A 25,809-nucleotide genomic window follows, 5' to 3' on the forward strand; every position below is an offset into this window, starting at 1 on the left:
CCTTTTCCATGCTGCGATCACGCTTCATACGTTTCATCGCTTTCTGCTGTGTGTTCAGCCATCAGCCGGATAATCAGCGGCAGAGCCGCGGCAATCACCGTAATGATCAGCAGAACTGTTATTCCCATTGTAAACAAGTGCCCAGTACCGTACTGGATGTCGATATATACTTTCGAAACCGGATCTTCAAATGTAAAGTTCGGCATGATCAAATCAATAAGCGGTGCGACATAGAATAGGATCATTGCCGCTGAAGCAACCCAGCCAGGGATTGATCCGAATCTGAATGCCGTCCGGATGAAGGCAGAGCTTGCGACCAGCAATAGAATCGTAAACACCGACCACTTAATCGTCTGATCGTCCGGCAGTGAATAAATATTCAAACCGAACAAGCTGATCATAAGTCCGACAAGGATATTCAGAATTCCGAATAACGCTCCTTTGACGAGAAGCGGTGCGTTTTGGTAATACGAGCTGAAATAGCCGATTAACAGACTGCTGATCAACACAATGACAAGGATGACAACCGGAGGTACCGTCTGAATTTTTTCTTCCGGAACCTCTCCGCTGATTTTAAGCGGATTCGCTAAGTAATCATATACATAGCCATTGTTTTGCCCGTCTACTAATGTATTTCCGAGTATGCCGTATACGTCATTTCGCACGAGTTTCGTGGAGGCGACATTTTTCCCCCAGTTGTTGTTTAAGGTGTCGGCTTTCGCTTGAACATCATTGACGCTTTGCTGCATGTTGGTTGTGTAATCAATGATGCCTGACTGGCGATCAGACAATGAACCCATCATGTCTGACATTTGCAGCACTTCCTGGCCGACCGTATCTTGGACACTCAGTGCCATGGTGCCAGACAGCCCATCGTTGCTGAACGTCGCAGATTCCTGTGTTGCGCCCGTTACAAGCTGTTCTGACGCTTTTGCGGCACTTTCAGAGATTTTCGTCAGTTCGTCGAGAACACCTGCTTGAGAGTCACGGATATAGCCGCTGTAGTCGTCCGCAAATTTGGTCATGCCGTCGATGAAGCTGTTAATATCCTCATCTGTTTGCATCGTGTTGTTTTTGAGAGCTTCCCAGCTGGCTGATTCTTCAGGTGTGAGAGCCAGGACTGATTTGACGTTGCCCTGCTGGCCGTCAATAGCGCCGGCTTTTGCAGCACTGTCAATCGTACCGGATAATACAGAGTCATAAACAGACAAATATTTATAGTATCTCATTAAAGCGGAGATGCTTTCTGTATTGATTTCTCCTGAAAATTGAAGCTGATCTTTATTTTCAAGCTCGCGAATCGCACTGTAAATCCCTTCAAACTCCCGCTTCCGTTTCGCTTCGAGATTTTCAAGCTTACCTTCGAGCTTTTTCACTTTGTCTTTCAGGTCTTCAATTTCATCATTAAGACCTTCCATTTGTACTTTTATTTCCTCTAACTTCTTTTTCAGCTCTTCATTATGGGCAGTTTCTTTTTCTTTGAGCTCTTCTTCAATTTGCTTGATTCGCTCAGACGCTTTGCTGAGCTGTTCCTTTGCTTTGGCGATATCAGAAATGCCGCCGTTTCCTGGTTGATCTTGGTCCCCAGGCTCCGTCGTATCTCCGCCGCTGCCGGTATCTCCTGAATCTCCGGTACCGTCTTCATTTGCCAGCTTGATAAATTGAAGGGCTGAGTCAGATGAAGCAGTCTGTTCGGCAGATGTGCCCGTTTCAGTTTTTCCGCTGTCTGACGCATCGCCGTTCTGCTCCTGACCGTCTGTTCCCTTCTGCTGGTCTTGATCCTGAGTACTGCCGTCCGTTTGTCCGTCATTACCGGTATCACTGCTGTTATTGTCGTTCCCTGTGTCGCCCTGTGTATCATCGGGCTTTGTACTGCCCCCGTCATCAGGTTTTTCTGGATTATCAGTGGACGGATCGTCTGGTTCAGTACCCGGGTCCTCCGGTGTTGGGTCCTCTTTTTCAGGCTCCTTCAGATTGTCTGAAATATCCTGAATATCAGCAGCGATATTTTTCAGTTCTTCACGCTGTTTTTCAAGATCAATTTTGAGTTCTTCAGGATCTTCTTCTTTAGGGTCTTTATCTTTATCATTGTTGTCAGAACCATCGTCTATGACTGGGTCGTCCCCTTTCGCAACTGTCAATGCCTGACGTGCCGGGACAAGCAATTGGTACACCTGATTTAGTGCAGCCTGTCTTGATGCGGCCTGATATTGTTCGATTAAATTACTTTGGATTTTTGCCATGCCAAGTTCCTGCTGGGACACTTGCCCTTCCCTAATTTCCTGGGCGTTTGCCAGCACATTACTGGTTTGTCCGAGCTGTGTCTTCGCTTGGCCGATCCCGGTTGCCAACCCGCTCATGCGTTCGCTGAACTGATTCGCCTTTTGCTGTGCCTGGATGGCATCCAGACCTGTCCGGATTTGCTGCTGTGTTGAATCCTGGGCTGCCAAAAGCAGCTTTTTCTGATTCTCTTGATATTCTTTGTACCTTTCAACTGTATCAATGAATTCTTTCAGCGTGTTTTTGGCTTCCTCCGCTGTAGAAGCTTTTTCTTTTGTCGTGCCTTGCGCTTCATTCATTGATTTCTTCAGCTCATCGATTAAGTCTTTTTGCTGTTTGATTTCACCTGCTAAATCATTAGAGCTTGGTTTGTAAAAGTTGTACATGACATTCTGGAATTCAGATTCTTTATTGACGATCTTGTCAAATTCTCCTCTGATGTTGTCCACTTTTTGCGAAACAAAGTTCCAGTATAAGGCCGACATTTTTTTGTTCATTGTCTTTTGGGCATCCTCAAGCTCCCGCTGAACTTTTTCTTTGTTAACCGCATTCAGGTTATCTTGAATGCTGAATTCGAGCGTTGCTTTTTGAGGATGGTCTTTGTCATAGCTCAAAATGTTTTTTGAGAAGTCTGAGGGAATGTAGACGATCGCATCATATTTCTTTGAAGCAAGACCGGTCTCGGCCGCGCTTCGGTTTACGACCGTCCACGAATAATCAGGACGTTCACCCAGAACGGCCGCTACTTCCTTGCCGAACTGGGCGGATTTGTCCTCTTCATCAGACTTTACCTCATCACTCAATACGCCTGTGTCTTCATTCACCACCGCGATTTGCCGGGTGGAATTGACTGCTTTTTTCGTCGGATCGTCTCCGATAAATCGGAAAAACAAAACCGGCAGCAGCAAAATGATGATGACGGCGGATATTAACTTGATCAAGCTTTTTCGTTGTTCTGTCATCTAGCACTCTCCCTTTCAGCAGAACATAAAGGAATTTGAACTTTTTGCTCCTTCCCGTTTTCCACAACATATCCGAAGCCCGGCTGAATCTCAGGCTCCTGTCTTTGGTACGGGAGAGGAATGACATTTTGCTCAGACTTTTTCATCAGCAGAATCGCGTGGCGGATTTGCTTCATCTCAGTCGTCAAGGAGTCATAGCCTTTTGAGAATTCGCTGTGGTTTCCGCCCGGGATAAAGCTGAACCCAAGATGAGCGTATGATTTCATGAAGTTAGCGAGACGATCTTGTATTCTCGTATCAATCGTCTGCTGGAATCTCGTTATCCCGTCAATCATCAGCACGACTTGTGAGAATCGCAGATTTTGTGCGTCTCCTTGGCGGACGGCTTCTACATACATCGCCTCTCTTGTTTTGAAAATGTCTTCAGCTGTTTCAATCCACTGCTCAATATCTTCTTTCGTTTCCAAATATGAAACATCTGATTCCTTTCCATAATGAGATAAGCCGCGGTCAATCGAGTCAAACAGGCCGATCATTTCAGTTTCATCATCAATCAGATGTTCGAGCATGACTTTTAAGACGTTTGTTTTCCCGCGCTGAGTCTGGCCTAAAATCAGGCAGTGCTTATGCTTGCCTAAATCAAAATAGACTGGGCTGACTGTTTCTTCATGAAGCCCGATCGGTACAGATAAAGGCTTGCGTTCCAGCTTGAAGCGGATAGAAAATTCTCTCGTCGACAAGCTCTCAGGCAGCATCGGAATCGGTGCCGGCTGCTTATTTGAAGCAAATCGCCCTTGAAGTTTCTGTACGTCTGATTTCAGCTCGTTGAACATGCCGATATCATCATCGGCGTCAACAGGCAGGAACATTTGCGCGAAATAAAGCTCTTCCTTTTGAATGATGACGCGTCCCGGAATCGGCTCAAGATTGAATTTCGGACGGCCGTAAATGGAATATCCTTCTGATTGATCCATGAGATAATGGACAACCTTTGTTTTCAAGTTATTTAACAATGACTGGCGGACAGCATTCACCCTCGTTGCTGTCAGCATAAAGTAGATACCCAAGCTTTGTCCGTCTCTGGAAAGCTGGACAAATTCCGATTCAAGCTCATGCATCTCATCCTTGACAATGTCAAAGTTGTCAATGGTGATAAAAATGAACGGAAGCTCTTCTTCGCTCAGCGCATTGTACATTTTGATGTGGCTGATTTCTTTTTCCCGGAACAAACGTTTACGGCGGTCAATTTCTTCTTTGATGCGAATCATGAACTTTTCAATTTTTCTTGACTGGTCCATCAGGAAGTAATCCGCGGTATGCGGGAGCTTCGCTAATGGCAGCAGCGTTCCGTTACCGAAATCAAAGATATAGACATGAAGCTCTTCAGGTGTGTATACGTCCGCAAAACTCATCAGGAACGTTGTGGCTGCAATCGATTTTCCGTAGCCCGAAGAGCCGAAGATGCCGATATTTCCATCTTCCATCATCTTATAAGCAATTGGCGCTTGTCTTTGCAGATCAGGTTCATCGACATACGCAAAGTGGAAATGGTCTTTTTCGTTTGAAGGGAAAAGAGTGCGCGGAATACGTTCCGCAAGCGGCGGAAGCCAAGGGCTTGGCAGCTTCTCGATTCCCATTTCATCTTGGATGCGTTCAATTTCGTCAACTACAGCTTCGATTTCGGTTTGAACGTCTTTTTTCGCGTTATCTTCGGTATCAACCTCAGAAAGCGGGATCAGACCCGTATCTGTAACGATCGCGATTTCATCCTCGGTACCGTAGACTTCCTCTAAGTAAGGCGCCCCGCTCCATGCAGATTGGAACAGCTCATACACTTCATTGTTTCCGACCTGCAAATAGCCGCGGCCTGTTACGGTAATGTTTGCGGCATCGCTGTTTTTCAAAATTTCTTTACTGTCGGTGGCATCCTGGACCTTGAGCGCTACTTTAAAGCGCGAGTTACTCCAGATCTGGTCGTCGATGATGCCGCCTGGCTTCTGTGTCGCCAAAATCAAATGAACTCCGAGGCTTCGTCCGATACGCGCGGCACTGACAAGCTCCCTGATAAAATCAGGCTCCTCGCTTTTCAGCTCGGCAAACTCATCAGAAATTAAGAACAAGTGAGGCATCGCCACTTCTGCTTTCCCTTGCTTGTATAGCTTTGTATAGTCATTGATGTGATTGACTTGATACTGGTCAAACAGGCGCTGCCTTTTTTTCAGCTCGCTTTTAATGGAAGCAAGCGCACGCATACTGAAGTTTTTGCTTCCTTCAATATTTGTGATCGTGCCGAGGAGGTGGGGAATGTTGCGGAACGGCTGCGCCATTCCTCCGCCTTTATAGTCAATTAGTAAGAAAGCCGCTTCATGCGGATGAAAATGCACTGCAAGTGACAAGATGTAGGTCTGGAGAAATTCACTTTTCCCTGACCCCGTTGTACCCGCAAGCAAGCCGTGCGGACCGTGTGCTTTTTCGTGAAGGTTCAGATACACAATGTCATCTTTCCCTTTATAGCCGATCGGCACTGACAGCGACTTCGACGATTCACTTGTCAGCCATCTTTGCTGAATGCCGATTTCTTTTACTTCCTTCGCCTGAAAAAGCTCCAGGAACGATACCGTTTCCGGAATGGAATTCGTAATGCCGACCTGGTGGTTCAGCGTCCGCAGTGTGCGTGAGAACCGTTCGTTGTCCTCACGCTGATGATGATCGAGACGGAACGGAATTCTTACCGCTTTTTTCTTTTGTATTAAAATGTCGCCTTCATGCTCATTGATGTAGCGGACAAGAGTTGTAATGTTTTCCGACAAGCTTTCCTTTGTTTCCGCAGCGACAATTGTCGAGATGCCCAGATGCTCATGCTGTCCTTCTAAATATTCGAGAATGACATGCTCGGAGATCAGCTGCTGATTCGTGATGACAAATACAAAATGCGGTTTGAACTGCAGTTTTTCTTTGTCATCTTCGAGATCACGCTCTCTGATCAATTCGTAAAGTGAAGACAGGAGCTGATCTCGCGTTTGCTCATTATAAATAAATCCCTTTGCATAAATATGGGGCATTTGAAATTGCGGAAGCCACTTCATCCACTCCCAGTCTTTATACTCATCTTCATGAAAAATAAATACAAAACGCAAATCGTGATAGCTGTTAAAGAACGACAGCTGTCCGATCAGCTGGTGAATCTCATTTTTCACAATTTGCGATTTACCGACAAGCCCCATCGGACCTTCTGCCAAATCGACCGTCACCGGCGCATTGCGGATATCTTTATAGACGCGCTGCATGTGCTGCGATTTCTCCATGAGATCATCGATATCACGATTAGCCAAGTCTCCGCCGCTCATATTGATTTCATAGCTTGACGGAACTGTTCCCGTCCCAAGCCGCAGCTGGAGATAATCCTTGCTTTCAAGGGATTTTTCCCAGATCCGGTCACTGATTTCACTTGTTAAGTATTTCATTTGTTCAAATGAAGGAAAGTGAAATTCAAGAACCTGCTTTTGTTTTTCAGCAAGTGCCTGAAGCTCTTTCCGCTTATTGTCTAAGTAAAGCTTATATACACGCTCCCGTTTTTCCTCGCGTTTTTTCCGCTGGTTTTTATCCCGGAAATATTGCACTGTCGAGGTAATGAGAGTCATCATAAACATCGCCAAAGAAACGAGTATAAATATGCCGCGCGGCTGGATGATGGCAACTACGCCCATCACGATCAGCATCACAAGCGGAGGCAGGATGACGAGCCACAGCCCTCTGTTGGTTTGATCGCTCTCCTGAGAGGGAAAACTGAAAGAAACGCGGTCATCCGGCAGATCGTATACCATCCGCGGCGTTCTTCTGTACTGCGGATATTTTTTCTGCATCTCTGTACTCGGTTTGACCGTTTCTGTTAACGCTGTTTCAAACTGGGCATAATGAACAATTTCTAACAGGTCTTGTTCCGTCACCCTCATTTGCGTGAAGTTCCAGAATATTTCGTCCCCCGGCTTAAGCGGCGTATTGACGTTGATTTTCTCTCCGTTCAAGAAGATAGACCCGTTTTCAGGGCGGACCGACCAGCTGCCGCCTGAACGAAGCAAAGAAAACGTGCTTTGTTCTGCAAATGCAAAGTCTTGCGGATTCAGATAAATATCTGCATTCGTTTTTTCTGAGGAACATACAATTTCATCCCGGTTTCCCGTAAAATAAACGGATTTCTCAGGTTCACTGCCCGTCAATATCAAGCGTATATCATGCTGATCCGTTTGGAGAGTAAATGATATATCCGCCTCAATCGTGCCGAGACAATCATTTCCCAGGAAAACTTCGTATTGGCCGCCGGATTCCTTTCTTTTAAGAGAAATCACTCCGCTATTAAATGGAATGGAGCTGATCGTAACAGAATCCTTCACATCAGGCCCTATGGTCACCGGATGAGACGACGGGAGGTTAGACAGATTTAATTTTTGAACGTTATTTTGGTAAAAAACCCATAATAGACTCAAATGGCGAACCCCCTTACGGCCGAATGGCAGCATGCGATGACCTGCGCTTCATGTCTCACGTTATTTGTCATCTTTTTTCTCATCTTTCTTTTCTGTTTCTTTTTTCTCGTCTTCTTTTTCCTTCTGTTCTTCTTTTTTCGCTTTTTCCTCGGCTGCGGCTTTTTCTTCTGCCGCTTTCTCTTCTGCTTGTTTTTCTTCGTCTGTTTGTGTCTGTTCTTCGCTTGTATCGACTAACGATGTTTCAGAATTAGACTGTTTATTTTCTTGACGTTCTTTTTGCGCTTTTTCAAGCTCACTATTTACTGAGTCAAGTTCTTTTTGTATGTCTTCATCATTTGTATCCTCAGATAAAAGCTGCTGTTTATATTTAGCTAGGGCAAAGTAAATATAATCATTGTATTCAAGCTTACGGCCGATACTGATCGCTTCTTTGTATTCTCCTCGACCATAATCAATCCAATATAAGAAATGCTGAGGGTCTGATTGAAGGGTGACTAAATTATTTTCTATATTTTTGGTTTTTGCACTCCCCAGGTTTTCGACCTCAACATAGGACGTCGCCAGCTGATACTGCACCGATTCAGGCAGGCTTTCCGCATCGTACTTGGACAGTGTGCTGATGACTTCACTGTACTGCTTGTTTAAGAACGCACGGTTGCTGTCCACTATCGCCTGGTGCTTTGGCTGCGCGAAAAATAAGGCGTACATCGAATAAATAAGTGCCGGTACAAGCAAAACAATGAGCCCCAGGCCGATATATCGCTGGATGTTCCACTTCTTTCTCGGGATATGTATGTATGTTTTTGCTTTGGCTTCGAGCTCATCAATATGGGTTTGAATCAGCTCGAGCAAATCATCATAGGATTCAGCATCTAATATCGCCTTTGCCTCTGCGGAGAACGTCAGCGTTTCATTGAATTTCAGGTAGTCTTCAAACGCAAAAGCGCCGTCAACTGCCAAAGCCGCTGCCGCTTTCAGCTCCTGCCATACTCTTTCCTCATCACGCTCGTAAGGAGGAATGCTTTCTTTTACTCCATAATGGAGAAAATAAGGCGTAAGCCCTTTATCGAATACAATGTTTTCAGGAGCGACAATCAAATTCAGCCTCGACAGATTGTGCTGCTGTACGGCTTGAACAAGCTGATAGGCAAACTGCCATTTACTTTTTTTATCCTTAGCTTTCATGAAGCGGAATGCTTTATAGGAGGAGGGAGGTTGGATTGTGATGATTACTTCATCATCCGTCACATCGATTTCTTTATGAAAAAATGGATTTATATCTTTGATCACGTTAGCTTCAAGACCGTCGAGAAGCTTTATTTTTTCCCGTTGAAAGGTAAATGTATAGCCGGCATCTGTTTTCTCGGCAACAGCTTCTAATTGGTTTTCTAAATATGATTTTTGTTTACCTGACATTCAACCAGATCCTTTCATAATATTTCAAGCCGGTCTCCGTTTGTAATGCCGCAATCAGACAGCTTGCATTCTCCGGAAAACACCTTATCCTTGTTCACCACTCTGATCCAGTGCCCTTCGCGCGGAGGCATAGATACGCTTTGGGCCTGCCAAGCAATATCAATTACTTTTTTCACCGGGTGGTAATCTGACAATCTGAGATCAAAGACACTGCCGTTATAATGTTTCAAATCTATTGTAATATCAATATACATTTAGGATCACCCTTACATAGAAAGAGCGCCGTCTTCTTTTGAATCAGGCGCTCCTTCCCTTTCATACTGTTATCCGCGGATTTGATTTGCGATGTCTTGGTCAGTAGACTCAAGTGTATTTGCTGTTTGATCAAGCTGCTGATTCACATCTTGAAGCAAATCTGACATTTTGATAAATGAAGGTTTGAGCTGCTCGTATTGATCTGCGAACGCTTCGCTTGAAGCACCTTCCCACATGCTTTTCAAATCAGAGATCATTCGGTTTAAACGATCAACCTGATTTAATACTTCTTGGCTTTCAACGCCGTATTGCTTCGCCATCGCTCTTAGCTCTTCGGGTGTGACACGAATTAATCCTGCCATATTCCTCATTACCTCCTGTGCCATCAGCCTAAATATGGGCTAATTCACTTATTTTTAGAACGTCATTATTATAAAAACAGTTTTTCGGCATAGTCAAACAAATATGTTTTAATTTTACAAAATGAGTCCAATGGTTTACCCCGAATCACTTAAAAATGACATATAATGTAAAGTAAATAGGTTTATTTTCTTAATCTTCTCTTCATTCTCCGAATAATCCAAAAGACCCAAATAACGCTCCAACTCCCAAAAAAAACCTTTCAGAAAATTTGATGCTACAGCACCATTTCTGAAAGGTTCAGTTTTTTCTTTCCTTAATTAGTCTTGCCTCCGATGACTTTCTTAGAAGATTAATAGGATAAGCTGTCGTATTATATGAGGCATACTGTCCTGCAAAAAGGCGATTACACCGCCAAATGTATATAGAACGTTTCTCTCATGAAATTGTTTTTTTGCTTCTGTTCTTTGTTGTTGATTTTCACAAACAACAACAATCATAATAAAAGGAAGGGGATGAGATGTCAAAGAGAAATCAAGCACGAAAAGTAGGGAGATTTATGACCATGCCGAATGATCCGTTTAAATATAGTTTTGACAGACTTGAAGATGTGGCTGATCATATCAGCGACGTTCTGCGGTGCCCGATCACCATAGAGGATGTTAACCACAAGCTGCTTGCCTACAGTACACACAGCGACTGCACAGACCCTGCCCGGACGTCTACCATTATTGGCAGAAGGGTACCGGAAAAGGTGATTAACAAGTTGTGGAAAGATGGGACAATTCCAGCTCTCTTAAAAACGGACCAGCCGATCAGAGTCAAGCAAATTGATGAAGTCGGGCTGAGCAATCGCGTCGCTATTTCGATTTGGAAAAACAAGCAAGTACTTGGCTTCATATGGGCGCTTGAGATCCAAAAAACATTGTCCGATGAAGATCTGCTGACATTGCAAATGGCAGCAAAAGCAGTGAAAAACAAGCTTCTCAAACTTCAAATCAGAAAAACGAAAAATGAAGAACGCAGCCAAGAATTTTTCTGGAAAATGCTGACCGGACACATCCATCAGGAGGATGATATGGCGGATGGGTTCCATAAGCTTGGAATGGCCGCTCCTTCAGAGTTTTCCGTTATGATCATCCGCATAAATGGCGAGCTGACTGAAAAAATCGAACAGCAGCTGCAATATTTACAGGAAACGACCCAGCAGGTTTACGTGCTGCTGGCGACCGTAGATTCCAATGAACTTATTATATTAACCTCACCCAAAACAGATCATCCTTTTCAAGATTTAAAACAGTTTGCTTTAAGTACGCAAAAACAGCTGAAGGAGCGGTATAAAATAGAAGACGTTTCTATCGCTTTTGGCGGAATATACAACTCTATTTCTTTTGTCTCCCGCTCCTATCAGGAAGCATTGTCCGTCTTAAAAACGAAGGAACGGTTCGCTGAAGAGACCAAACATCTTTTCAGCTTTTCTGAGTTAGGCATTTATCAATACTTAGATGTCTTATATGAAAAACGGAAACAGGCGGGCCATTATAATTACTCGCTTTCCAAACTTGAACAATATGACCGGGATCACCAGTCAAATATGGTAGAGACGCTAGAGCGCTTTATTGAAGCGGACAGCAACGTGAATACCGCTTCCAAGCTGTTAAATATACACGTTAATACGTTGAATTACCGACTCAAGCGGATCAGCCAGATCGCTGAAATTGATTTGAAAAATGTGAATCAAAAATTCACCATCTATTTAGATATCAAACTTCGGCACATGGATTTGTGAAATTTCACAAATCCATGTTTTTTTATTTTCTTAATCAAACAAAGAATTTTCCAAAATATCAAGCTACACTAAAAATATCACAGATACAGGAGGAGACAGATATGATCATAGGGGTTCCTAAAGAGATAAAAAACAATGAAAACCGTGTCGCATTAACACCCGGGGGCGTTTCTCAGCTCATTTCAAACGGCCACCGGGTGCTGGTTGAAACAGGCGCGGGCCTTGGAAGCGGATTTGAAAATGAAGCCTATGAGTCAGCAGGAGCGGAAATCATCGCTGATCCGAAACAGGTCTGGGACGCCGAAATGGTCATGAAGGTAAAAGAACCGCTGCCGGAAGAATATGTTTATTTCCGCAAAGGACTTGTGCTGTTTACGTACCTTCATTTAGCAGCTGAGCCTGAGCTTGCACAGGCCTTGAAGGATAAAGGAGTAACTGCCATCGCATATGAAACGGTCAGTGAAGGCCGGACATTGCCTCTTCTCACGCCAATGTCAGAGGTTGCGGGCAGAATGGCAGCGCAAATCGGCGCTCAATTCTTAGAAAAGCCTAAAGGCGGAAAAGGCATTCTGCTTGCCGGGGTGCCGGGCGTTTCTCGCGGAAAAGTAACGATTATCGGAGGAGGCGTTGTCGGAACAAACGCGGCGAAAATGGCTGTCGGCCTCGGTGCAGATGTGACGATCATTGACTTAAACGCAGACCGCTTGCGCCAGCTTGATGACATCTTCGGTCATCAGATTAAAACGTTAATTTCTAATCCGGTCAATATTGCTGATGCTGTAGCGGAAGCGGATCTCCTCATTTGCGCGGTATTAATTCCGGGTGCTAAAGCTCCGACTCTTGTCACTGAGGAAATGGTAAAACAAATGAAACCCGGTTCAGTCATTGTTGATGTAGCGATCGACCAAGGCGGCATCGTCGAAACTGTCGACCATATCACAACACATGATCAGCCAACATATGAAAAACACGGGGTTGTGCATTATGCTGTAGCGAACATGCCGGGCGCAGTCCCTCGTACATCAACAATCGCCCTGACTAACGTTACTGTTCCATACGCGCTGCAAATCGCGAACAAAGGGGCAGTAAAAGCGCTCGCAGACAATGCGGCACTGAGAGCGGGTTTAAACACCGCAAACGGACACGTGACCTATGAAGCTGTAGCAAGAGATCTAGGCTATGAGTATGTTCCTGCCGAGAAAGCTTTACAGGATGAATCATCTGTGGCGGGTGCTTAATTCACAATGAGCTTGCAGAAAGATTTCTGCAGGCTTTTTTATTTTTTAAAAGGAAAAAAGAGACCATTTCACGAATTATGACTATGAAGTTGATCATAAAGGAGGATTCATATGGCTGTTCAGCAATATGGCGTGTTAAAAGGCATAGTCTTAGACATGAAGCGGGAAACAGATGATGACAGTCCTCATTTCCAAGTCAAAATGCTCGGTGAAGAGAATACGTATTACAGGTGCGCCATCAATGTGATGTCCAGTTCTGAGGAATCTGAAGTATTGTATTTGGCTGACGATCAGTTTGATTCGGGCTCAATTACCATCCTTCCGAACATGCCGTATGGATATACAAGGATCAATGAAGCAAACCGTGAAGTGGCACTGGATTATGTGCGGGGCAATTTGTTTGACCCGCGGGAAATGAAGCCTTTGCCTCATGAAATCACGGGACCTGATAATGATTTAAATGATTTTATTGAAACCTATATGAAGAAAGCACAAGATGAGAAAGCGCCGGTTTATATATTTGGTTCAAAATTCGGACCTGAACGGGCTGCAGATAAAATATTCGGCTTTACCCCGACTAACGGAATGCACAATATCCATATGAATCAAGGGAATGCAATGGATACGCGCTGGAAAAAAGACAACGGCTCTTGGCATGACGGGGGTATTCTGATTCAGTTTGCAGATCAGTGGGCCGCTGTGTTTTTAGCGTTTTTGTCCCAATCTTGGTGTACCGATGAAAACGGAAACCCGGTCAGAGATTGTGATCATACTCAAACGTCTGCGTAAGATAGAAAAAGAGACTGCGGCGAGCAGTCTCTTTTTGATACGATTACACATTTTCAACAGTCTTTAGGCTGTTTGGCCTCATATCGCTCCAATGCGATTGGATATAGTCCAAACAAGCTTCACGCCCTTTTTCCTCATGAACAACTGTCCAGCCGCTCGGCACATCTATAAAACCCGGCCATAGGGAATATTGGCCTTCTTCATTGACCAGCACCAAATATGTGCCATCCGCATTTTCAAAAGGATTTGCCATTCTATTTCTCCTCCCTTATTTATTCAACTCTTCCAATTTGACAGCGAGAATCTCGCCGATTTGAGCCAGAGGTTCCGGCTGACATAGATCTTTATGACGGCAGTCGATGTCGATTTGTTCAATCTGTCCGTTAATATAAGGCTTCCACGAGTCAGGTTCAATCGGGTCAAACCATTCAGGAATGATTGTTGATCTGAAAAACAAAACATTTCCACGGAAGGTTTTCGGCTTATAGGAACCTAAAATGCCGACAGAATTGACATACGTATTCTTCAAATTTAAAATGACCGTTTCATCCAGGCTCGCAAGCGCACTGCCGTCACGGCGAAGAATCTCAATCGCCGCTTCAAAATCTAGCGGTTTGTCCCCTAAGCTGTCTGGATCGTACCCGCCTAACGCCAGAAGGGCAATAAGCGCTTCCTCATCATCCGGTGCCTCTTTTATAGGAAGGAAGTGGTTCGGATAGGCGTCCAGCATCACCAACAGGGATACTTCTTCTCCTTGATTTTGCAGCTGGGTAGCCATCGCTTGAACGACATTCCCGCCCAGGGACCAGCCCAGCAGATGGTACGGGCCTTTTGGCTGGACCGTTCGGATTTGTTTAATGTAATCGGCAGCCATGTCATCAAGTGTTTTCGGAAGCTCCTCGCGCTGCCCGATTCCCCGTGCCTGCAAGCCGTAGATTGGATAATCTGTTCCTATATTGGTCATCAAACCGGCATAACACCAGCTGAGCCCCCCTGCCGGATGAACACAGAATAAAGGAGGCTTGTCTCCACTTGTTCGGAGCGGCAGCAGAACGTCAAGAGCGCTTTGGCTTGATCCCATTTCAAGTCTTTCAGCGAGTCCGGCTACAGTAGGTGCTTCGAACAAGTTGCCGATGCTGAGTTCAACGCCGAGCGCTTCACGAATGCGGCTCATGAGCTGTACAGCAAGCAAGGAATGTCCGCCTAAATCAAAGAAACGGTCATCAATGCCGACACGCGGCAAGTGAAGCACCTCCATAAAGAGGTCACAGAGAATTTCTTCCTGCGGCGTTCTCGGTCCTCGTCCTGTCACTGCCGCTGCGAAATCCGGAGCGGGCAGTGCTTTACGATCAAGCTTTCCATTCGGTGTCAGCGGCAATTCTTTCATCGTCACAAAGGCAGCAGGCACCATGTAATCCGGCAGTCTCTCCGCAGCATATTTGCGCAGTTCCGCCGTATCAAATGTTTCTTCCGAAGGGATGACATAAGCTGCCAACCGTTTATCTCCCGGCTGATCCTCACGAACGATCACTGCCGCATCTTCAAGCTGCGGATGCTGAACAAGCGCGGCTTCAATTTCTCCCAATTCAATCCGGAATCCCCGAATTTTCACTTGATGGTCTGCACGGCCGACATAGTCGAGAGAACCGTCAGCGCGGAGGCGGGCCACATCCCCAGTGCGGTACATCCGGGTGCCTGGAGGACCGAACGGATCAGCTATGAAGCGTTCAGATGTTAAACCAGGCCGGCCTAGATAACCTCGTGCTAACCCCGCTCCTGATACATACAGCTCTCCGGCAACACCCGGCGGGACCGGCTGCAGGCGTTCATCCAGCACGTATACACCAAGATCGGGAATGCCGCAGCCGATCAAGCTGTTTGCCCGTAAAGCTGCCATGCTTCGGTCTAATTCGATATAGCTCACATGCACCGTCGTTTCTGTAATACCATACATATTGATAAGCTGCGGTCTATTTTCAGGGTGGCGGTTGTACCAATCCTCTAAACGGCTGAGTTCAAGCGCTTCTCCGCCAAAAATGACATAGCGCAGACTGAGTGCCTGTCCGAGATCCGGCTGTTCCCGTTCCGCCTGCATAAACTGATAGAAAGCAGACGGTGTCTGGTTCAGAACAGTCACCCCCTCTTTGACAAGCAGGCGCAGAAACGCTTCTGGCGATCTGCTGACGTGGTGAGGCACGATTACAAGACGTCCGCCATGCAGCAGAGGACCCCAGATCTCCCACACCGAAAAATCAAACGCATAGGAATGGAACATGGTCCAGATATCGTCTGAGCTGAAACGGAACCAGTGCTCGGTCGCTGCAAATAAACGTGTTACATTTTGGTGAGGAATCATCACACCTTTTGGAACACCTGTTGAGCCGGATGTATAAATGACATACGCCGTATTCAAAGGCGAAAGCGGCTGAGTCCTATCCTTATTTTTTGGATTCTCTGCAGGGTACGTGTTTAGTTTCTCTGCCAGCTCGGGATCATCCAGCACGATTTTCGGCACGTTTTCAACTGGCGGAATGTGATTTGCAGCTTTAGTGTTCGTCATGATAAACGCAGGCTGGGCATCTTTTAGCATAAAAGCAATTCGATCAGCCGGATAATCCGGATCAAGAGGGAGATAAGCTGCCCCGGCTTTTAGCACCGCCAATAGGCCGACAGCCATTTCCAACGATCGGGGCAGTGCCAATGCCACAAATTGCTCCGGCCCGACACCTTCACTAATCAGCATTCGGGCAAGCCGGTTTGCTCTTTCATTCAGCTCTGCATAGTTCAGTGCCTGATTTTCATATACAACGGCAATGGCATCAGGACGTAAAGCAGCCTGCTTCTCAAATTGCTCTGGCAAACATGCGTGCGGAATCTTTTCAGATACACTTTGCCAATCAGTCACCATGCTGCTGCGTTCCTCTGGCGCAAGAATATCCAGATTTCCGATTTGCTCGTCAGGATCAGACTCGGCAGCCTCCAACAGGCGCATCAATCGGTCAGCAAGAGCCTGAGCAGTTTCCCGCTTGAAAAGATCAGTGCTGTATTCAAGCAGTCCTTCCATTCCGTTTGGTGTCCCGTCAGCAAGGCGATCTTCACTAATTTCCAGCGTCAAATCAAACTTGGCAGAACCGACACTGTTGATTCGCAGGCTGCTCTCCATATCAGGAAGATGCAGTTCAGCGTCCGGTGTGTTTTGGAACGCAAGCATGATTTGGAATAAAGGATGCGTCGCACGCGAACGAGCCGGATTGAGCACCTCTACAAGTCTCTCAAACGGCAGATCCTGATTGTCATAGGCGGCCAGATTCACTTCCCGTACTCTGTCTAGAAGCTCACGAAAGCTTGGGTCACCGGACGTATCAGTTCTGAGCACCAATGTATTAATGAACAGCCCTACAAGATCGCCCAGCGCATCATCATTCCGTCCCGCGATCGGACTGCCGATCGGAATATCGGTGCCCGCCCCGAGCCTTGTCAATAAAGCGGCGAGACCGGATTGAAGCACCATAAACAGGCTCACCCTATTTGCGCGAGCCAGCTCCTGCAATCGCTTGTGAAACTCGGGCTCAATACGAAAATGAATCGTATCTCCATCATGACTCGGCTCAGCCGGACGTGAATAATCGGTTGGCAGTTCAAGCTGATCAGGCAGGTTTTTCAAGGTTTCTTTCCAGAAAGCAAGCTGTCCGGCAATCAAGCTATTTGGATCATCCTCGTTTCCAAGCAGTTCTTGCTGCCAAAGCGCATAGTCTGCATACTGCACAGCAAGAGGCGCCCATTCGGGAGATCGTCCGTGGCAGCGAGCCGCATAAGCTGTCCCAAGGTCTCTGGTCAGCGGTGTTAAGGACCAGCCGTCCCCGACAATATGATGGACGAGAAGAAGCAGCACGTACTCGTCAGGACCGATCACAAAAAGCTCGGCACGAAAAGCAGGTTCAGCTGCAAGATCAAAGCTGTAGCGTACAGCTTCGGCAAGCCGATCAGAAAGCTCCTTCTCAGCAATTTCAGTAACATGTAACTCGGGACAGGCTCGATCGGCATCTAAAATATGCTGATAGGATGTCCCCTGTGATTCAGGGAAGATCGTCCGAAGACTTTCATGACGGCGGACGAGGTCATAAAGTGCCGCTTTCAGCAATCCTTGATCCAACTCACCTGACAAACGGACAGCAACCGGAATATTATAAGTAGGACTCGGTCCTTCCAGACAATGCAGGAACCATAGCCGGCGCTGGGCAAATGAGAGCGGGATCTTTTCAGGCCGCTCAGCTCTCTGCAAAGCGGGACGTGCACTCTGCACCAAATCAAGATGGGCTGCGAGTCCGGCTACTGTCGGTTCGTCAAAGAGCTTGGCGATACCAAGTTCGGCTCCCATTACCTCGCGAATGCGGCCCATCAGACGGGCTGCAAGAAGAGAATGGCCCCCAAGCTCGAAGAAACTGTCATCGATACCGACGCGTGCCAAACCGAGAACCTCTGCAAACAAGTCACACAATATCTCTTCCTGAGGAGTCCGAGGGGCCCGATCACTGACAGATGTGCTGAAGTCTGGTGCCGGCAGTGCTTTCCGGTCAAGCTTGCCATTAGGTGTTAACGGCAGCTCGTCCATCTCCACAAACGCCGACGGTACCATATAATCAGGAAGACTAGCCCCCATATAACGACGAAGCTCTGCAGTATCAATAGCAGCATCAGCGACTACATAAGCCGCCAATCGTTTGTCTCCCGGCAGATCTTCCCGTACGACAACCGCGGCCTGTTCAATGTGCGGGTGATTGGCAAGCACGGCATCAATTTCTCCAAGTTCAATTCGGAATCCGCGAATTTTGATTTGATGATCCGCCCGCCCGATATAATCCAAAGACCCATCGGCGCGCCAGCGGGCCTGGTCTCCGGTCCGATACATCCGAGTTCCCGGCGGTCCGTATGGATCTGCAACGAAGCGCTCCGCCGTTAAATCAGGGCGATGGAAATAACCTCTGGCCAAGCCGGTTCCTGCAATATAAAGCTCTCCGACAACGCCCGGCGGCACCGGCTGCAATCCATTATCAAGCACATACACCTGCGTGTTCCAAATCGGTTTCCCAATCGGAGGAACGCCCTTCAGCCCTTCTTCAAGAAAAGCTGCGGCAGACCAAATCGTTGTTTCAGTGGGACCGTATAAGTTCGTGACTGAACAATGAAGGTCTTGAAGCGCCTGCAAAAGACCGCTCGGCAGCGCCTCGCCTCCTACAAGCACTCTAAGCCCCCGAAGTTTCTCAGGTTCACTCGTTACCAAAGCGTGCCACAGTGTCGGTGTCGCCTGCATGATGTTAATATCGAAATTTTCAATCATTTGAGCTAATGCATGCGGCTCACGGATCGTTTCTTTCCTTGCGATCACAATTTGCGCTCCGCTAATCAGCGGAAGATATAACTCCAATGCTGAAATATCAAAAGCGACAGTCGTCACAGCCAACAGCCTGTCTTCTTCTCCTAGAGAAAATGCCTCCTGCATGGACAGCAGAAAATTGCTTAAGCTTTTCTGTGTCACAACGACACCCTTCGGTCTTCCTGTTGATCCTGAGGTATAGATGATATACGCAGGATGGTCAAGAGAAACCGATACATCCGGATTTTCCGGCGAATAGCGTTTTATAATCTCCTGTGTAACAGCCTGATCAAGCACAAGCTCCGGTACAGCCAGGTTATCAGGCAGACTGGCTGCTATTTCCTCAGTCGTTATGATGCATGAAGGTTTCGCATCCTCCAGCATGTAAGAAATGCGGTCGGCTGGAAACTCCGGATCAAGTGGGAGATACGCCGCACCAGTCTTGAGCACACCAAGCATTGAGGCCACCATCTCAGGGGAACGTGGCAGCGCCAAAGCGACAAATTGCTCCGGACCAATCCCTTTTTCGATCAACAGACGCGCGAGGCGGTTTGCCTCTTCATTGAGCTTTCGATAGTTGACTTGAATGTCATCACACATGAGAGCGATACGTTCTGGCGTAAGAACTGCCTGCTTTTCGAACATGTCCTGAAGGCTGACCAGCTTCTCGGATTTTGCCGTCTCATTCCATTTAGAAATGACTTTTTCTTTCTCCTCTGGCAACAGAAGCTCCATTTGCCCAATCAGCATGTCCTCTCCGGCAGAAGCCGTTTGCAGCAGCTGCAAAATACGCTGCTGATGAAGCTTAATATCAGACTCACTGTATACCTCGGGATTCGCATCAACATCAATTCGCAGCCCGCTGCCGTCTGTTCTGTCATATACATTGATTGATAGATCATCAACAGGACCGGCTGAAAGATTATGCGTTGTGCCCCGGACGCCGGCAAAGTCGAGACCGTAATCAAACGGCATAAGATTGATTTGAGGGCCAAATAATCTATGATTTTCTCCTATCAATTTCAGATCGCGCCTAAGCTCTTCATGGCGATACTTATGATGTCGCCGAATACTGCGGATTTCCCGGGAAATTTGCTGAATCAGTTCAGAAAAGCTCATCGAAGAGCTTACCGTCAGCCGGAGCGGGAGAAGGTTCATCACCATAGCCGGTACATTCAGTGACGCGGACCCTATCCGACCCATCATGGGCAGGCCGAGCACAACATCCTCAGAGCCGGTCATACGGTGCACATAAACAGCTGACACCGCAATCATGACTTCATGCCAGCTTCCTGAGAAATAGCGCGCCGCTTCTTTTAACGCGTTTACATCAGACGGAGGCAGATATGCCGTATGACGAAGAAAACTGTTAGATGTTCTTGGCGCCCGATCAGCCAAGCTCACAACTTCAGGTGCATCTGCAAAACGGTCCAGCCAGAATTGACGATCCTTCTCATACTGCTCTGATCCGCGATAATCTGTATCCTCCTCCAAAATGGCCTGGAGAGACCCAAAGGAACGGCTTTTAGCTGTTTGTCCTTTTATAAGGGCAGTATATGTACTTGCCACACGCTGGGCTATCAGGGAAAAACCGAAGCCGTCGATCGCTATATGGTGAATGCGCTGATACCAAAAGAAACGATCAGGCCCGGCAATAAACAGAGCTTCATTGAACAAAGGGTCATACCCTAAATCAACCGGCTTTGCTAAATCAGCTTTCATCCAGTTTAATGCTGTTTTTTCCGGATCAGGCTCAGAGCTGACGTCAATGACGTGCAGCTGTACATCCGGAGACGGGTTTATCATCTGCCAAGGCCCGTCCATATTTTCACCGAAGCGGACATGCAGCGATTCCGCTTCCTTGATCACGTGCCGCAAAGCTTCTTCAAAAAGAGCAATATTGATTGGTCCATTGATTTCTATATATTCCGCTGTATTGTAGATTGGATTGTCCGGATCAAGCTGCTGAGCAAACCATATGCCAGTTTGCGCCCCGGTCAAAGAATATTGAAGATCTTTTGTATCAGGCATCCGTTTGTTTACCCTCCTTTTATAAATAATCCGCGTTTGGCAGCACTTGCTGGCTGCGGGTTGTGAGCAATTTCTGCCATTCTTCGATCGTTGGGCGTTCAGCCAATTCCACGAAAGTCACCTCTGCCCCTTCACGGCGCCATTGTTCCACCAATGTCATGATCCTTACCGAATCAAGACCACGATCGAGCAAATCCTCTTGATCTGTGATGTCTTCCGGTGTTTCTTGTAGAAGCTCAGCAATTTGTTTACGGATATTCTCACATGTAAACACGTTCTTTTTGCCAGTGTTTGCTGACGTTTTTTGAACGTCTGCCGGCGCATTCTGCAGCTGATCAAGAAGACTGTCAGTCATCACGGTAAACGCACAGCGTCCAGCCGCATATTCCAGCGCCATTTGATGTTTTTCTAATGAAAAATCAGCAACTGCATCTCCCACAAAAAAGGCTTTAATATCCTCCATAAATGCTTCACATGCTGTAACAAGACAGCCGATATGGGCGTAAATTCCTGTAATGATCAGCTGATCGCGTCCCTCTTTGCGCATCATTTCAAGCAGATTCGTTCTCTTAAACGCGCTGTATCTCCATTTTGTCAGCACAAGATCATCATCCTCTGGTGCCAGCTCGGTTATAATTTTCTCCTCATAAGGACCGCTGTTTAATCCCGGGCCCCAAAAGTCTGTCAGCAGCGCACGGTCATCCGGATTTTGGCTTCCCGGCTGTGCGGTATAGACAACAGGAATCCCAAGCTGAACACATTGATTCTTCAGCTTTCGTATATTCGCTGAAAGCTCTGTTACCGGAGACGCTCCCGCTGTGAAAGCATCAACAAAATAGTTTTGCATATCGTGTATTAACAAGACAGCCCGATTCGGATCAGGCACCCATGATACTTTGTTTTGCGGCATATCAGATGCTGTCGGCATTTGATACGGCTGAATGGCAGGTATAGCCATATGAACACTTCCTCTCAAATTGTTGTTTTATTTTTTTAATCCTGCAAGAAGCTTCTCGGAAATGGCTTCACGGAGCGCTTTTTTGCTGACTTTTCCTACTCCTGTCTGCGGGAAGGATTCGACAAATTCAACTCGATCAGGGATTTTATATGCCGCCAGTCCGCGCTCTCTCAAAAATGCTTTAAGCTCTGCGGCTTTTGGGGCTTCATCCCGGGGAATAATGAACACACAAGATCTTTCGCCAAGAAATTGATCAGGCATGGAGACCATTGCCGCATCATGGACAGCCGGATGCGCCAGCAGATGATTTTCTACCTCTTCAGCGGCAACCTTTTCTCCTCCACGGTTAATTTGATCCTTCGCCCGGCCTTCAACGACAATATAGCCGTCTCGTGTCAGCCTGACGATATCACCCGTACGGTAAAAACCGTCCTCAGTAAATGAAGCGGCGTTATGCTCTTCTGCCTTATAGTAACCTCGAATTGTATACGGCCCCCGCGTCAGCAGATGGCCTGTTTCACCAGGTTTTACGTCGCGATCATGATCATCCCAAACACGCACTTCATCATATGGAGACATCGGTTTTCCTTGGGTGTTGACAATGATCTCCTCAGGATCATCCAATCTCGTATAATTGACGAGACCCTCTGCCATTCCGAACACCTGCTGCAGCGTGCAGCCGAAAACAGCTTTTACCCTGCGCGCGGCTTCAGCACTAAACTTGGCACCGCCGACCTGCAGCACTTGAAGGCTGGATAAATCATCACGGCGTGAGGATGCCGCATCCATCCATACCATCGCAAGAGGCGGAACAAGAGCGGTTATCGTGACCTTTTCCCGTTCAATTAAAGGAAATGCGTCATCTGGACTTGGAGAAGGAGATAATACCACTCTTCCTCCAGCGTATAATACGCCGAGAACGCCGGGTGAGCTCAGCGGATAATTGTGTGCCATCGGCAGCGCGGCCAAGTACACCGTGCTGTGGTCGAGCCAGCAGACCTCCACACTCCGCTTCAGGCTGTATATGTAGTCATCGTGGGTCCTCGGAATCAGTTTCGATAGCCCGGTGCTCCCGCCAGAAAGCTGGAGGAACGCCACATCCGATGATTTGACTTCAGGCAGTTTTACAGGTTCTGCATGCAAATCCTCCAGCGGTAAAAATTCCTCTGCCTCACCTGCGACAATGATGTTTTTCAAAGTCGGCAGCTTGCTTTGAACCTGTCTGGCAAGCGAACGGTAGTCAAAACCGGAATAAGCGTCGGGAATGATATATGCAGCCGCTTCAGCAAACTCGCAAAAATATGTAATTTCACTGCTTCGATGAGAAGGCAGTGCGAAGACTGGAAGCGCCCCCAGACGGAAAAGCGCGAAAATGACTTCAAAAAACTCTTTGATATTTGGCAACTGCACCACAACACGATCCATCTGTTGAATGCCGAGCTTTTGAAATCCGGCAGCCAGGCGATCAGCCCTTGTGTCAAGCTCTCGATAGCTCCAATGGGTGTTTCCGCATGTAATGGCAATGCGATCACCATATTTGGCTGCCCGGTCCCTTAACAAATCTCCAAACGTCTCACCGGCCCAGCAGCCGTTCTTTCGATAGGTCTCAGCTAACTCATCAGGCCAAGGCGTAAATCCTTTCAGCATGTTGTATCCCTCCAGCAATTCATTCTGTTCATATGTGATCCACGCCCATTGCCCGCAGCATTGTCCGAAACTTTGCGGACGTCTCCTGAAGCTCGTCCTCAGGCTTTGAACCGGCCACAACACCAGCTCCAGCATACAGGCGGAGTGAGCGTTCTTCTGCTTCTGCACAACGGATGGTCACGATCCATTCTCCGTCACCGGCATCGTCACACCATCCGACCATGCCGGTAAAGAAACCGCGGTCAAATGGTTCAATGCTGAGAATCGCTTCTCTTGCAAGATCAGTCGGTGTTCCGCAGACTGCTGGCGTCGGGTGGAGAGCCGCCGCCAATTCAAGTGCGGTTACAGACGGGTCGGAAAGCTCTCCCTTAATCACGCTGGACAGGTGCCACATCGTTTCCGTTTTGATCAGTGAAGGCTTCTCCGGAACCTCCAGCGTCCGGCAGAAAGGTCTCAGCGCTGCCGCAACCGCGTCAGCGACAACCGCGTGCTCATGAAGATCCTTTGCGGAAGAAAGCAATTCAGCTGCCCGGCGCTGGTCTTCAACAGGATCATTACTGCGCGGCCTTGAGCCGGCTAATGGGTTGGAAACGACCTGTGTTCCCATCCTTGAAACGAGAAGCTCCGGACTTGCTCCGAGCAATGTTCGGCGGGGAGACGTTTCCTCCTGACTGGACACGTCTGCGGCAAACGTGTAGCCATGCGAGTTATGCTGAGCCAGATGGCGAAGCAATTCATCCGTCTGAATCGGTTCAGGCGATGTCAAATGCAGCGACCTGGACAGAACGATTTTGCTGAGTGTTCCATCGGCAATGCGTGCCAGCCCTTGTTCAACACCATTTTTATAATCCTCAGGTTCAGGAACAGGCTTTATGTGGTATGTATGCCCAGCCTGCTGTTCCTCTTCCTCATGATCAAATTGAAGCGGTCCTGACCAGCGCACTTCTTCAGGTACAACGAGCCGCGCTGCTTTTACTTGATCAAAAGGAACGGCCCCGACAACAAGCGGCCGGCTTTGCCCTGATTGTTTTGCCTGACGTAACGCCTCTGCAATTCGGCCAGAAAGGGTTTCCATTTGGTTTTGCCCGTCTGCCTCCGGTACGATTTCACATATGCCTTTCGCTAACAGTACACGATGAGGAGACGCTAAGAAAAAGGCGCCCGGCTGATATTCATGAAGCAAATGCTCCGCTTTTGTTTCTGTTATAACGTTTTGATCCAACATTCTCATGAACCTCCTTTAAATTCAGTTACACGCCTAAGGTCGCGCCGCCATCTACGCATAAGTTATGCATCGTAATATGCCCTGCCTGGCCAGAAACCAAAAAGAGCACCGCATCCGCAATATCCGAAGGCTTGGCTAGTTTTTTGAGCGGGATCCCTGTTTTAAATGTCTCAAGTGATCCTTTTATGACTTGCTCCGCTCCATTCTCGTCGGCCCATAATGACCACTGCATGTCTGTTTCCGTTGATCCGGGAGATACAATGTTGCAGCGAATATTGTATTCTGCAAGCTCAAGGCCAAGGCATTTCGTAAACATCACAGCCGCAGCCTTTGAAGACGCATATGCCGCCATAGATGTTCTTGGTACACCGGCAGCATTCGATCCGACTGTTACAATCGAACCCGATCTTCGGTCCATCATATATTTGCTGACTGAACGCGAGGCGTTAAATACGCCAGTCGAATTCACTGAGAACGTCGCCTCCCATTCCTCATCGCTAAGCGAATGGATCAGTCCCGGGCGAAGGACACCCGCTACATTCACTAAAATATCAATCGGCCCCATTTCACGTTCGATGCGCGCCGTGATCTCGTCAATCGCCGCGCTGTCTCTCACATCCGCAGGAAAAGCTTCTGCATAGCGGCCTTCTGCTTTGAGGCTGCTCACAACCTTTTCCAGCTTTTCAGGATTATAATCAACTGCCGCAATATGTGCGCCTTGACTGGCAAGCGTCCGCGCAACAGCTTCGCCTATTCCTTGGGCAGCCCCTGTTATAAAAGCAATTTTTCCCTCTATACCCTTTGCATTCATATCATCAATTCCTTTCTTCGCTCTAAATGCCGAACAGACATCCAGCGCAAAAGACTGCTGCGCCTTGAAAAACGCAATCTATTGATAATGATTATCATTATCAATTATAAAAATAATCATATCCAAATGTCATGTGACAGTCAAATATAATTTCAGTGACAAATATTTTTTAAAGGCAAGGCTGAGTATG

At 47.2% G+C, this 25,809-nt stretch carries 14 protein-coding genes; 3 read left to right on the plus strand and 11 right to left on the minus strand.

The window, feature by feature from the left end:
- Positions 1 to 17: 17 nt before the first annotated feature.
- The 5 genes from esaA to NST79_RS16640 all read right to left on the minus strand — a co-directional run bounded on the left by esaA (position 18) and on the right by NST79_RS16640 (position 9,759).
- A complete protein-coding gene (esaA, locus tag NST79_RS16620) occupies positions 18 to 3,242 on the minus strand; it encodes a type VII secretion protein EsaA (protein ID WP_181217406.1) in 3,225 nt (1,074 codons plus the stop codon).
- Positions 3,239 to 7,726 carry a type VII secretion protein EssC gene (gene essC, locus NST79_RS16625; RefSeq protein ID WP_192857948.1) on the minus strand — a complete coding sequence of 1,496 codons (4,488 nt, stop codon included), beginning with the start codon at positions 7,724 to 7,726 and terminating at the stop codon, positions 3,239 to 3,241. Before essC ends, esaA begins: the two co-directional genes overlap by 4 nt.
- Before the next feature lie 60 nt (positions 7,727 to 7,786).
- Positions 7,787 to 9,142, minus strand: a complete 1,356-nt coding sequence (essB, locus tag NST79_RS16630; RefSeq protein ID WP_128471909.1) for a type VII secretion protein EssB — start codon at positions 9,140 to 9,142, stop codon at positions 7,787 to 7,789.
- Between the two features lie 14 nt (positions 9,143 to 9,156).
- On the minus strand, positions 9,157 to 9,396 hold the full coding sequence (yukD, locus tag NST79_RS16635) for an ESX secretion system protein YukD (protein WP_003228763.1): 240 nt from the start codon (positions 9,394 to 9,396) through the stop codon (positions 9,157 to 9,159).
- Positions 9,397 to 9,465: 69 nt separating this feature from the next.
- Positions 9,466 to 9,759 carry a WXG100 family type VII secretion target gene (locus NST79_RS16640; RefSeq protein ID WP_003220661.1) on the minus strand — a complete coding sequence of 98 codons (294 nt, stop codon included), beginning with the start codon at positions 9,757 to 9,759 and terminating at the stop codon, positions 9,466 to 9,468.
- Positions 9,760 to 10,277: 518 nt separating this feature from the next.
- Here NST79_RS16640 and adeR point away from each other — a divergent pair.
- From adeR to NST79_RS16655, 3 genes are all read left to right on the plus strand, one after another.
- Entirely contained in the window at positions 10,278 to 11,546 is a 1,269-nt protein-coding gene (adeR, locus tag NST79_RS16645) for a sporulation transcriptional activator AdeR (protein ID WP_080263037.1), read from the plus strand.
- Between the two features lie 101 nt (positions 11,547 to 11,647).
- A complete protein-coding gene (gene ald, locus NST79_RS16650) occupies positions 11,648 to 12,784 on the plus strand; it encodes an alanine dehydrogenase (protein WP_014480718.1) in 1,137 nt (378 codons plus the stop codon).
- Between the two features lie 111 nt (positions 12,785 to 12,895).
- On the plus strand, positions 12,896 to 13,573 hold the full coding sequence (locus tag NST79_RS16655; protein WP_021480511.1) for a YukJ family protein: 678 nt from the start codon (positions 12,896 to 12,898) through the stop codon (positions 13,571 to 13,573).
- A gap of 43 nt (positions 13,574 to 13,616) precedes the next feature.
- On the opposite strand, the gene NST79_RS16660 is transcribed toward NST79_RS16655, so the two are convergent.
- Genes NST79_RS16660 through NST79_RS16685 form a run of 6 tightly spaced genes read right to left on the minus strand, consistent with a single transcriptional unit; the run spans position 13,617 to position 25,619 of the window.
- Positions 13,617 to 13,826 (minus strand): MbtH family protein, encoded by a 210-nt coding sequence (locus tag NST79_RS16660; protein ID WP_029725880.1) that lies wholly within the window; start codon positions 13,824 to 13,826, stop codon positions 13,617 to 13,619.
- 15 nt (positions 13,827 to 13,841) lie between these two features.
- Positions 13,842 to 20,978 (minus strand): non-ribosomal peptide synthetase DhbF, encoded by a 7,137-nt coding sequence (gene dhbF / locus NST79_RS16665; protein ID WP_212059042.1) that lies wholly within the window; start codon positions 20,976 to 20,978, stop codon positions 13,842 to 13,844.
- 19 nt (positions 20,979 to 20,997) lie between these two features.
- Positions 20,998 to 21,936: an isochorismatase gene (locus tag NST79_RS16670; protein WP_003228749.1), complete on the minus strand. Its 939-nt coding sequence runs from the start codon at positions 21,934 to 21,936 to the stop codon at positions 20,998 to 21,000.
- A 27-nt stretch (positions 21,937 to 21,963) separates the two neighbouring features.
- Positions 21,964 to 23,583: a (2,3-dihydroxybenzoyl)adenylate synthase gene (locus NST79_RS16675; protein ID WP_029725883.1), complete on the minus strand. Its 1,620-nt coding sequence runs from the start codon at positions 23,581 to 23,583 to the stop codon at positions 21,964 to 21,966.
- Between the two features lie 28 nt (positions 23,584 to 23,611).
- Entirely contained in the window at positions 23,612 to 24,808 is a 1,197-nt protein-coding gene (gene dhbC / locus NST79_RS16680) for an isochorismate synthase DhbC (RefSeq protein WP_212059040.1), read from the minus strand.
- Between the two features lie 25 nt (positions 24,809 to 24,833).
- On the minus strand, positions 24,834 to 25,619 hold the full coding sequence (locus NST79_RS16685) for a 2,3-dihydro-2,3-dihydroxybenzoate dehydrogenase (RefSeq protein WP_160221794.1): 786 nt from the start codon (positions 25,617 to 25,619) through the stop codon (positions 24,834 to 24,836).
- Positions 25,620 to 25,809 lie beyond the last annotated feature (190 nt).

The sequence above is a fragment of the Bacillus sp. PS196 genome (genome assembly GCF_037963555.1).
Lineage (GTDB): Bacteria > Bacillota > Bacilli > Bacillales > Bacillaceae > Bacillus > Bacillus subtilis.